12 protein-coding genes and 1 pseudogene are annotated in these 11490 nt (G+C 38.2%); 1 reads left to right on the forward strand and 12 read right to left on the reverse strand.

Translation table 11 applies throughout. The features are described 5' to 3' along the window. Positions 1-21: 21 nt before the first annotated feature. The 8 genes from ACTJKA_RS14720 to ACTJKA_RS14755 all read right to left on the reverse strand — a co-directional run bounded on the left by ACTJKA_RS14720 (position 22) and on the right by ACTJKA_RS14755 (position 8444). Positions 22-1278 (reverse strand): ABC transporter substrate-binding protein, encoded by a 1257-nt coding sequence (locus tag ACTJKA_RS14720; protein ID WP_440607822.1) that lies wholly within the window; start codon positions 1276-1278, stop codon positions 22-24. Between the two features lie 217 nt (positions 1279-1495). Then, positions 1496-2536 (reverse strand): LacI family DNA-binding transcriptional regulator, encoded by a 1041-nt coding sequence (locus ACTJKA_RS14725; RefSeq protein WP_017359547.1) that lies wholly within the window; start codon positions 2534-2536, stop codon positions 1496-1498. 183 nt (positions 2537-2719) lie between these two features. Then, on the reverse strand, positions 2720-3412 hold the full coding sequence (alsE, locus tag ACTJKA_RS14730; RefSeq protein WP_058213709.1) for a D-allulose 6-phosphate 3-epimerase: 693 nt from the start codon (positions 3410-3412) through the stop codon (positions 2720-2722). Positions 3413-3429: 17 nt separating this feature from the next. Beyond that, positions 3430-4692 carry a PTS ascorbate transporter subunit IIC gene (locus tag ACTJKA_RS14735; protein WP_025207436.1) on the reverse strand — a complete coding sequence of 421 codons (1263 nt, stop codon included), beginning with the start codon at positions 4690-4692 and terminating at the stop codon, positions 3430-3432. A gap of 26 nt (positions 4693-4718) precedes the next feature. Beyond that, on the reverse strand, positions 4719-4985 hold the full coding sequence (locus ACTJKA_RS14740; RefSeq protein WP_017359544.1) for a PTS sugar transporter subunit IIB: 267 nt from the start codon (positions 4983-4985) through the stop codon (positions 4719-4721). 15 nt (positions 4986-5000) lie between these two features. Beyond that, positions 5001-7073, reverse strand: coding sequence for a BglG family transcription antiterminator (locus ACTJKA_RS14745; protein ID WP_322536437.1), 2073 nt, complete (start codon positions 7071-7073; stop codon positions 5001-5003). A 287-nt stretch (positions 7074-7360) separates the two neighbouring features. Next, the gene (locus ACTJKA_RS14750) at positions 7361-7801 is read right to left on the reverse strand and encodes a hypothetical protein (protein WP_008343720.1); all 441 of its coding nucleotides are present in this window, start codon (positions 7799-7801) and stop codon (positions 7361-7363) included. A 199-nt stretch (positions 7802-8000) separates the two neighbouring features. Continuing rightward, positions 8001-8444: a GNAT family N-acetyltransferase gene (locus tag ACTJKA_RS14755; protein WP_074042008.1), complete on the reverse strand. Its 444-nt coding sequence runs from the start codon at positions 8442-8444 to the stop codon at positions 8001-8003. A 108-nt stretch (positions 8445-8552) separates the two neighbouring features. Between ACTJKA_RS14755 and pdxR the strand changes: the two genes are divergently transcribed. Next, complete coding sequence (gene pdxR / locus ACTJKA_RS14760) at positions 8553-9929, forward strand: MocR-like pyridoxine biosynthesis transcription factor PdxR (RefSeq protein ID WP_099496539.1); 1377 nt, start codon at positions 8553-8555, stop codon at positions 9927-9929. Between the two features lie 184 nt (positions 9930-10113). On the opposite strand, the gene ACTJKA_RS14765 is transcribed toward pdxR, so the two are convergent. The 4 genes and pseudogenes from ACTJKA_RS14765 to ACTJKA_RS14780 form a co-directional block, all read right to left on the reverse strand. Further along, positions 10114-10413, reverse strand: coding sequence for a contact-dependent growth inhibition system immunity protein (locus ACTJKA_RS14765; RefSeq protein WP_017359539.1), 300 nt, complete (start codon positions 10411-10413; stop codon positions 10114-10116). 113 nt (positions 10414-10526) lie between these two features. Continuing rightward, complete coding sequence (locus ACTJKA_RS14770) at positions 10527-10982, reverse strand: hypothetical protein (protein ID WP_017359538.1); 456 nt, start codon at positions 10980-10982, stop codon at positions 10527-10529. 15 nt (positions 10983-10997) lie between these two features. Beyond that, positions 10998-11297 carry an HNH/endonuclease VII fold putative polymorphic toxin gene (locus ACTJKA_RS14775; RefSeq protein ID WP_232516959.1) on the reverse strand — a complete coding sequence of 100 codons (300 nt, stop codon included), beginning with the start codon at positions 11295-11297 and terminating at the stop codon, positions 10998-11000. After that, a pseudogene (locus ACTJKA_RS14780) lies at positions 11290-11490 on the reverse strand (T7SS effector LXG polymorphic toxin); the annotation flags it as partial. The gene ACTJKA_RS14775 and the pseudogene ACTJKA_RS14780, both read right to left, overlap by 8 nt.

Consider the following 11490-nt stretch of genomic DNA (forward strand, 5'->3'; position numbering starts at 1 on the left):
TCCTGTTTCAGCATGAGCCTGCTATTGTTTTTTCAGACGTTTATATTCCTCTTCCATTTTCTTCGATAGTTGTTCCGGTGTGATGGAGCCTGCTAATAATTCTTGACCGGTCGTTGCCATGACAGCCCACATGCCGCTCGGTAAGTATTTTCGATCAAAATAGGGTTCAATCTTAATATCTTCATATTGCTCGTAAAATGTAGAGTAATAGTTTTTGGCTTTGACTTCTTTTAAGGCCGTTTCAGAGGAAGTGCCCTCTGCGATTTTTTTTGCGTTTTCAGGCTTTGCTAAAAAGTCAATGAATTGTTTTGCTTCTTTTAGATGCTTTGAGTCTTTCCATGCCGCGACAGTAAAGCGTTCCCCGCCAATCCAGCTTTGCTCATCTCCTTCATGAATCGCTGGTACGGGCATGGTGCCTACTTTGGTCGATTGATTGAGTTCAGTCGCCTCAGGTCCTAAAGATCCTCCCACAAAGGTGAAAGCGATTTTGTTTTGTGCCATCAGCTCAGGTGCTTGGGATAGTTTCGCAGTGAGTACATCTTTGTTTAAAAGGTCTTGATCTTTCAGCTCCTTCATAAACTGTGCAAGCGGTGTATAGTGAGACCAATCAAATGATCCATTTTCAAGGTCTTTTCCGTATTGATGTTTTTGATCGGTAATGAGTAAAGGCGTTGCCAGCTCATCAAAGACTTGGGCAATATTTGAATTATCGCCTCCTGGGATCCAGAGCGGCACAACGTCCCCTTTACTTTTTTCTTTGACAGTTTGTAAAGCACTTTCCAGTTCATCCAGTGTTTTAGGAACTTTAATGCCATATTCTTTTAATAGATTGGCATTAAAACTAAGTCCGTCTTTTGCTTGATTCAGCGGATAAGCATAGACTTTGCCATCTTTGTCTTTTAAAATTTGATCGAGTGAAGGATCGAGTTGTTTTACCCAGTCCATCTCCTTTAGATCAGCCACGTATTCGCTATATCGCAGTTTGGCCCAGCCGTGTGTATCAAATAGGTCTGGCATGTCGTTTGCGCCCATTTTGACACGTATCATATCTTCATAGCTGTTGCCAGGGAAGTTGGCATCAATTCGGATGTTTTGATGTTCTTTTTCAAAGTCACGGATCACTTCTTCAAATGCCTTTCTCTCCCCGCTGTTGCTCATTGTGGAGAATAGAGTCAAGGTCACTTTTCCGTTTGCTTCAGACGCACCGTTATTGCCACAAGCAGACAAGATCATCGACAAAACTAGAGCTGCACACAGCATCAGAATTTTTTTACTCATCGTTTCCTCCTTTTGATCACTGAAAATTCAGACGATTATCGGTAGAATTCATGCAGTTGCGGAAACAAAAGAAGTCCATTATACTGGAATTCTATTCTTTTCAAAGAGATAAGAGAGCAATTGGGTGAACTGCGTTGTTTTCAGCATGATCTGGCCATCATGCTCAGCAGATCCCTTCCTGCTTTTTTGTCTCTTTTTTGTTTGCTGAAATGCTCGTTCACCCCCTTTCATGGATTGGGCATGTGCTGCCTCTTTGCATGAGCTTTGTTGGCACGACGACTTTTAGGGGAAGCTTTCTTCCTTCTATCCGCTCAAGCAAAAGCTTTAGACCTACTTCCCCCATTTGTTCTGTATATACTTTAACCGTTGTGAGCGGCGGGCTTGAAAAGGAAGCGGCTTCGATATCATTAAATCCCGCGATTGAGACATCTTGAGGTACACGAAGACCGGCTTCATGTAGCGCACGCATAGCGCCTATTGCCATAGAATCACTTCCGATAAAAAAGGCTTCTGGAAGCTTTCCTTTTTGAATGGCTTTTTGCATAAGTGAGTAGCCTTCTTGCATCGAATATTCGCCTATGTGGATGTCATTCATATGAAGAGTTCCCGCTTCTTGCATTCTTTTGATAAACGTTGTTTGTCTTTCGTCCTCAATCACAGCATTTCCTTCGAAATAATGCTCCCTCTCTTTCCCGCCAATATAGCCTAGATGTGTATAGCCGAGAGATTGCAGATGACGAATGGCACGATCTGCCGCTCTGACAAAATCCACATGTACACAATCATACAAATCTTCATCCGCATAATGATTGATAAACACAATATGTTCCATTCGGTTTGTCATCTTTTCAACCGTATCAGGGCTGATTCGTCCAATGACGATCAAACCGTCAATATCCTTTAGTATCGCCCCTTTATCCATGTTTCTTAGGCGAAAAGTATGGAGAGTGGACAGACCTTGTTTGGCATATTCTTTTTCAATTCCTTTTCGAATCGATGAAAAAAAAGGATCATTTAATTCTTCGTCAATGGATTGGGCGACAACGACACCGATGACTGGGGAGGCGGGTGGGCTTTTTACTTCTGCTTGATCGGCTTTTCTTGCTCTGACTGGGGTATAGTTTAATTTCTTGGCTATGTCGAGGATGTTTTGTCTTGTTGCGTGTGAAACGGCAAGCGTTTGGTCGCCATTTAACACACGGGATACAGTAGAGACGGATACTTTTGCATCATGAGCAATATCTTTGAGTGTAGTCATAGGCAAACTCCTCATCATTTTTGACTAAATGTTTACTAAAGATATTTGAAGAATAACACATAAATAAAGCGCTTTCAATTATAAATTTATGTTTTTATGAAGTTTTTGAGTATGTTTTGATAAGGAGATAGGTTGTTTAGTAAAATTGCGTAAAAAAGAGGATGGGCTTCATCCTCCTTTTTACTAAGGTGATTTCATTGTGGCTGTTTCTTTTGCGAACAATTGCTTCATTATTTCCCATGCTTTATCTAATTCTTCGTGAAGTCCAAATAAACCTGAGGTACCGATGATGTAAATTTCATTTCCTGCCTCAGCAAGCAACCGAAACGTGCTTTCATTACAAGAGCCGTCTACCTCAATTGAAAATGAGTATCCCCCCTTCTCTTTGATTTCTTTCACCTCTTTCAATTTCGGAAGCATTTCTTTGATAAAAGGCTGACCCGCAAACCCTGGATCAATTGTCATGATCGTCACCCGGTCTATTAAATGAATAAAAGCATCTAATGCTGCAACTGGTGTGGCGGGATTGAGAACAAAGCCGACCTCACACTTTCTTTCTTGGATATGCCGAATGATTCGAAAAACGTCTTTTTGCACCACTTCTGGATGTAAACAAATCATCGTTGCGCCTGCATCAATACATGCATCAATTAAAAATTCCTGAGGCTGTTCGGCCATTAGATGAACATCAATCGGAACATCTGTCAGTTTCCGAAGTTGTTCAATGAAAAAGGGTGATAAGGTCAGATTTTTCACATAATGACCATCCATGACGTCGACATGATAACGGTCTGCCCTTGTGTTCAGAAGCTGAATTTGTTCACGGAAGTGTGTTAAATCCATGCACATCAATGAAGGTGAGAAAATAGCTGTCATCCTGAAATGCCTCCTTTTTAAAGATGAAATAAAAATTTGATCAATCCAATCAATATTCCGATGATACCGAAGTCTGTATCTCCAAATGTTGTCCCTTCAAAGCCAAGAGTGCCTAACACAGGAAGTAAACAAGCTGGTAAAAATGAAAGGAGTATTCCATTTACAAAGGAACCGGCGACTGCACCTCTCACTCCCCCCGTTGCATTGCCATATACGCCCGCTGTCGCACCGCAGAAAAAGTGTGGCACAAGTCCAGGAACAATGACAGTTAAACCAAACAAAGGAAGAAGGAAAATAGACACGATGCCTCCAGCAAAACTGCATAAAAAACCGATGATCACCGCATTTGGAGCAAATGGGAAAACAGTTGGTGCATCAAGTGCCGGCTTTGCCCCTTTGACGAAACGATCGGCAATCCCTTTGAAAGCAGGCACAATTTCTCCGATGGCCATCCGTACACCTGCTAAAATAATGTACACCCCAGCAGCAAAGGTAATGGCCTGAATGAGAATGAAGACAGCAAAGTTCGTACCACCACTAATGTTTTCTATGAATGAAATTCCCGCAAACGGTGCAATCGCAAAGAAAAGCAAAGCCATTGTAATGGAGATGGCCACCGATGTATCTCTTAGAAAACCGAGTGATTTAGGCACTTGAATGGTTTCCGTTGATTTCTCTGGGCGCCCGACCCATTTGCCGATCATTCCCGCTGTAAAATAGCCGAACGTACTGAAATGACCGAGCGCCAGATCATCATTTCCAGTGACTTTCCTTGTAAACGGCTGAAGGATTGCGGGAGCAATGACCATTGCTGCACCTAATACGATTGAACCAGTGGTGATCAGCAGCGTTCCTTGCATGCCAGCTGTTGACAGAACGACTGCAAGCATAGCCGCCATATATAGCGTATGATGACCAGTTAAAAAGACGTATTTAAAGGGTGTGAATTTTGCCAAAAGCAAATTGACCACCATACCAAAAATCATAATAAGCGCTGTCTGTGTACCGAATTCCTTTTGGGCAATGGCCGCCATGGCATCAGTATTTGGGACAACCCCTTGAATGTGAAAGGCTGCTTCAAACATCTTTCTGAAAACCCCAAGTGAATCAGATACGACTGTGGCGCCCGCTCCTAATATTAAAAAACCCATTGTTGTTTTTAAGGTGCCTGATACAGTATCGGCAGCTGACTTTTTCTGCAAAAGTAAACCAGCGAGTGCAAACAAACCGATGAGAATTGCGGGTGTGCCCAATATATCGTTCATGATCAGTTCTATCATGATGTGAATCCCCCTTTTTCCGTCGATTATATGTGTTTACGAAGGACGTCTTTAATGGCTTCCTGGTCTAACAAGTTATTTAATCCAGCGACCTTTCTTGTGCCGTCATCCAGCTGATCGATAATATCTGTTGCTCCGATATAAAGATCTGCTTGTTCATTTTTGCTTGTACTGAGATCGGTGTGATCCACTTCCGCTAAAAGTCCTAATTCTTCTAATGCCTTTTTGACATTCATTTCAACAATAAAGCTGCTTCCTAAACCGTTTCCGCATACAACAAGAATTTTTTTCATTCTCTTTTTCCTCCTTTATACTTGTGAAAATCGATTGATTAGTTGTTGAATGGCTGCTAATTCCTCTGCTTCAATCAATTGTCTCACCCGTTTTTCTTCACTTAACAGCATCGTCAGCTGTTTGAGTGCTTTCAGGTGGGTCATACTGTCAATGGCAGCTAATACAATGATGAGCCGAACTTGCTTTTTTCCATCCTTTGAAAAGGAAACGGGCTGATGACATGACATAAGTGACATGCTTAATTTGTTCACGCCATCTTCTGGTCTGGCATGCGGAATCGCCACTTGTGGCGCAATCACAATATAAGGGCCATTTTGATGAACAGACTGGATCATCGCTTTCACATAACTTTCCTGAATCGCTTGTTGATCAAGCAAAGGCTGCGCTGCTTTTGTAATGGCCTCCTGCCATGTGTCTGCTGTTTGCTGGAGCTGAATGGTTTCTTCTGTTAATAAATCGTTTAACACTGGTTTCCACCCTTTCTGGTGTGATACATATGTCGGATGAAGCAGCTCCTTCAGGTCATGAAGCAATGCTTTTTCATTTTGAACGATGGTATGCTGCTGAATGATATTGAATAAAGCATTCACATGGTGCTCATCAAGCTTAGGTTCTGAGCCTTCTCCATATTGAAGCAATATTTTTTTCTCATAAGCAGTGAGAATCGGGTGAACGAGATGAACAGGTTTTCCTTTAAACGAAATAGGTGTCGTTGATACAACAAAGTCGGCATCAATGGATGTTAATTCTTCATATGAACGTTTTGATAACAGTCCGCGTATGTCGATGTAGCCGATTAATTCAAGAAGCTGCGTTTTCAGCATGTGACTGGTGCCAATTCCTTCTCCGCAGACAATGTAAACAGAACGTTTCGCAATCGATGAAATCCCTTCTCTTCTCATCCAGCCGCCAAAATGCATCGCCACATAGGCAATTTCATGATCGCTCATCTTTGAACAGGCTGCCTTCTCTAAATGGCAAGCAACCTTTTGCGTGATGTCAAACACCTCTGGCTGTGCATGTTTCATGGAATCTGTTAATTCATTGATGATCTCAATGTGATAGATGAGCCTATAATAGGCCGGAATTAAATGCATGGTTAAGTTTTGTTCCAAGACTTCTACTTCCTGGAAGGAAATACACGCATAACGCTGAAAGTCCATGATCATTTGTCTCGCAATGGTTCGAATGAGATGTTCTTCTGGTTTTTGACTTGTTGGAAGTTTTTGTTTTTTGGCACTGAGCCATAAGGTGCTAAGAAAATAGATTTCATCATCATGAACCAAAAGACTGGTTTCTTTTTGAATTTGCGCCATGAAACGAATAGCAGCCAAGCATTCATCTGTTTTCTGCAATGTCCGTTTTTCTTCTGTTGAAATGTGTACAGCACGTCCTAGCTTCATCCGTTTAAAGTAGAAAAAGAGATCCATAGACAGCTGATCCAGCATGTCATCTGCAAACTCAAGCTTCAGATCTTGTTCGGATTGTTGAAGGAGATCATGTATTCTCTTATATGAGATAGGACCCTTTAACCAAACCGATGGAAACGTTTTTTCATTTTTTATCATGGTGCGAATGAAATGAATATAAGGTTTCAGCGCCAACCGAATTGTTCTTTCTTCTCCTGAAATTAAATAGCCACTGGCCGCCTGATAATGAAGTGTAAGCTGCTGTTTTGAAAGTGCTTCTTTTAGTTGTTTCATATCTTCAAGCAGTGTATTGCGGCTTACCTTCGTCATCTCCATAAAATCATCAATTTTTAGATGCTTTTCACTGCATGCAATGGATAGGAGCAAGATGGCACGTCTTTCTTTTACACATGGTTCATAGTCATGACCGACAAGAACAGTGTCAGCTTTTTCGATAATGACTTCTTTCTCGTGTGGATGTAAATAGTAGCCTCGTTGATCTTTTCGCTGGACGCCACTAAGCTGATGGGTTTCCAGCCAACTATTCATTCGTTTGATTTCAGCGTAGACCGTTCGAGTAGAGACATTCAGTCGATTCTGTAAATCTTCAATTGATAGATAAGTGGTCGTGTGAAGCAGCATCGATAATAAAGTCGTGCCCCTTTTGGTTAAGTGCAGTTGGAATCCCTCCCTTCTTCCCTTTGGTTATAAGTCTAATCAACTCGCATGTGTCAAAGAAGTCCAAATGTTTTCAGTAAATGTTGTGCAGGTTTTTGGGTGTTCTTTGTTATAAGAAAAAGCACACTCGTTTGAGTGTGCTTTGAGACTTGTATACAAAGAGCTCTTTGTCTTCTTTTACATGTTTGAGGACGAATAAACGCAAAAAACCTAGAATGGTATAAAGCCAGTCAAGGTTTTTTCACTTCTTATTCATTTTTTATTTTTCCTATATGTGACGCTTAAACTTATTTTTTGTTTAAACTAAATCCGAAATCCAAATCGTTTTCAAATGAAATACAAATACTCCAATCACCTTCTAATGATATAAAGTAGTGGTGCTGTGGGATATCTAAAAAATAGACTAGTAACTCTTCTAGATGTTTTAATTCAAACTGGTACCCAAACTCTGTAAGGTTATCCCCTATGTAAATTACTTGTAAGTTATTATCTAAATATTTTTCTTTTAATTCAGTTATAAAGAGAAGAGCATCAGAAAGTAACGATTCATGATTTGAGCTCTTACTATAATGTTTATTGGTTTGTAACCAATCTATTTTTGAACCAGCAAAATCAAATTTTTGTTCTATTAAGTCTAAATAAATTTTTGGATTTTTATGTACTTTGACATATTTAAGAAGGTCTTTTAATTCCAAATCCTTTATTAGATCTTCATCATAAGAATTCAATAAAATTACCCCCCTTTGTGTTTTTTAAAGTCTTTCTTGTCAAAATCCATAGGAATCGCTGTTTTGTCATTTTGTTGCAATCAATTCAGTGTACAATGCCATTGTAGCTTGCTGATCCGTCTCTGACAAAGCATATTCATCTTTTTTTGACCGAGTTATATTAAATTTTCTGCCATACCAAAAATTCATTCTTCTGTGTTCAATCCCAATAATAAATATAGTGCTGAGTTGAAGAATCGCTTGTCATCCCCATTTTTTCATACAATTGTTGTGCTTTTATATTAGAAGTCGCTGTTTCTAAACAGATAAATCGGGCTCCTTTATCGTTTGCAAATGAAAATGCTTTTTTCATCAATTCCTTACCTACTCCCTTTTGACGAAAATCGTTTATAACAAACAAATCATTTAAAATGAACGCATCTTTCATCGCAACAGATGAAAATGTGGGATACAGTTGTACAAATCCTACATATTGTTCACCTTGCTTTGCAACAAACAAAATAGACTCTTGTTTACGGTATCGTTCCACTAGAAAATGATAAGCACCTTCTATATTAGAAGTCTGTTTATAAAATTGGCGATATTGATCAAATAGAACCGAAACTTGTTTTAAATCATTTTCATTAGCTCTTACTATATCCACTCTTCTATCCCCTTTTCATATCAATTAGTAGTATAATAATTGATATTCTGACATGTAAAAATGTACAGATTTATACTTTATTAAATGTCAGAAGGGAGGAATGAAGAAATGAAACATTATATTTTCCCTTTCAGTGCCAATCAACCAAAATATAAACAAATTTATGAGCAATTTAAAAAATTAATCGAGGAGGGAAAGTTAAAAACAGGAGAAAATCTTCCTTCCATTCGTTCACTAGCCAATGACCTAGGTGTTAGTCGCCACACTACACTACAAGCATATGATCAATTATTAGCTGAAGGATATATTCAAGCCAATGAGCGTAAAAGCTATAGTGTCAATGAATTTGAACCGATATTTCTTCAAACCTCTATTCCAGAAGTACCTAGAAATGAACCAATACAATTGATCGATTTCATTGATTTCAAAGCAAGTACTGTTGATGAGGAACAATTCCCTTTAAAAGTTTGGCGGCAAATCTCCAACAAAGTGCTGCAGCAATCCATTAGCTTTCAATACGGAGATCCTTTTGGAGAACCGGGGTTTAAACAAGAACTGGCTGATTATTTATTTCAAGCCAGAGGTATGATCATTAACCTCAAAAATATTATCGTTGGAAGTAATACACAGCAACTACTGTTGTATTTGGGATTTCTATTAAAAGAACGTTTTTCTAGTATGATTGTTGAAAACCCTGGTTATAGCGGTGTACGTGAGGTCTGTCATTTACATGGATTTGAGATTGAAAGTATTCCTGCATCAAAACAAGGTGTATTATTGGACTCACTCGTAAATAAAAGCGGGAAATTATTGTACATAACACCTTCACATCAATATCCTACTGGTACTGCACTATCGATTCAACAGAGAATTGAATTGATTCAATGGGTACGATCAAATAACGGTTTCTTATTAGAGGACGATTACGATGGAGAATTTCGATATGGACAAAAACCATTTCCTGCTTTAGCCTCTTTAGATGCTGCACATGTCATTTATTTTGGTACGTTTTCAAAAGCATTTCTACCAGCTATACGATTAGCATATATGGTGTTACCTGATTCATTAATCAATATCTATATGAGCAAATTTGAACATTTCGAACATAATGCTTCGTTATTGCACCAACTGACCATGACTGAATTTATGAAAAGTGGTGAATGGACAAAACATATTAAGCGTATGCGCAATACTTATAAAAGGAAAATGAATTTATTGGTACAACAAGTTCAACATTTATTTGGAAAACAAATTGAGATCATTGGTGACAATGCAGGGTTATATATCATGTTACGTATACACACTCCCTATTCCGAAAAAGAATTAATTGAAAAAGCTCTTCAACAGCATGTTAAAGTTTATCCAACAAGTCATTTATTTATCGAAAATCCACCTGTACAACCGCACATACTGCTCGGTTTCGCAAACCTTTCTCTTGAACAAATCGAAAGAGGTATTTGTTTATTAAAAGAAGCATGGGAATAAGATTGGTGGTTCATGAACGATTTTGTTTGAAACTTAGAGCGTGAATTTCATAATTGAATGTTGTGAATCGACTCTTTATCAAAATACCACTTCAACTTTCTATTTTTATCTCCACTTTTTTCGGTATGAAGTTCAATCAACACAAAAAACCTTGAAAGGTATTAGCCAATCAAGGTTCATTTTGTTACTGCATTTTCACTGCTTTTTTCATTTCCTCTATTATTTGATTAAACCACTGTATAGGGTTTAATGAGATCGCCGGAAAGTATATTTCTGCATTATTTTCAATAAAGCTTTCTTTTTTTTGTATTGTTAGAGTACTATTCAAAAAACCCTGACAATCCTTTATAGTAGACAGCAGACATTCTTTGCTAGCTTCATGGATAAACTCATCTAACGCTTCCTCTGGTGAATCAATATCCTGATGAAATGTCCCACCTAAAAAATCTTCTAACTTCTTTAAATAACTAGAGCTCTCATTCATTGAATCACCTATTATCATTAAAATTATCAGTTTAAATAGTCGAGTTTAAAAACCTTCATCTCATAGAAAACAGGTTGTGGTTCTGCTCTTTGATCAATTAATCTTGCTTACAATTAAATTGCGCAGTTTCCAATATGAAGTTCAAAGTGTTTTTCTTCTGAAAATATTTGAGCAATTTTACCTGTTATTTTATCTGCTACAATGATGCTATGATTCTCTGAAAATAGCCAAATTTCTTCAATTGCCTTATCGAAATCTAAAGCTTTTACATTTGCCCAAACAGGAAAAGGGTCATTTTCAATTAAAATAAACCATTCTTTTTTCTCTTTGAGAAAATCTAATGAATTTTTTAACCAAGTCATAATCGAGTCTTTGTCTGTATTTGTTAATATTTCGGAAGGTGTTGAATCTATTTGACGAAATTGTTTTAATACTGTTTCACATAATTTTAGCCATTGAGAAGTATCATCTTCAAAATCAATTACCTCAATATATGCTAAATGTTGTATTTTCTTTTTAGCATTCATCAAAGCAATTTTTTTCTGTATTTTTTCATTTTTATATGCCATATTTTTCATACCTCGTTATTCATTGTAATAGATATGGTGATCACCATTTGGTCCATATATATTTGAATATCTTTCTTTTTTAAAATCATAATTAAATGGATCTGCACCCTCTTTTGGTTTCCCTGCGTGAGTGTGTAATTTTCCATCATTAGTATGTTGCACTATAACTCTTTTTCCTTTTGGGGTATCAAATTCATAGTACCGGCCATGGTGAGTATGGTTAGAACTGTACTCATAATTACGATATTCTTGCCCTTTCTTAAAAACATTATCTCCTACTTGCCATTGACGAGTAGGCTGTTGAGACCTAGGTATCCCCCCCTAAATCCTTAGCGTGTCGCAAAGCCCTTTTTCGATTAAATCCTTCTGGACTTTGAGAACTTAAACCTATCTTCCCATGAAACCCTTTTGCCCCAAACGGCAAAAGCATCCCTAGCGCCGCATTCATACTCGCTTCCTGCTGTTCTTTCGAGACTTTATTTCCAAACATATCTCGACCTGTAATTGC

This window comes from Bacillus sp. 22190 (assembly GCF_052045575.1).
GTDB lineage: Bacteria > Bacillota > Bacilli > Bacillales > Bacillaceae > Bacillus > Bacillus altitudinis.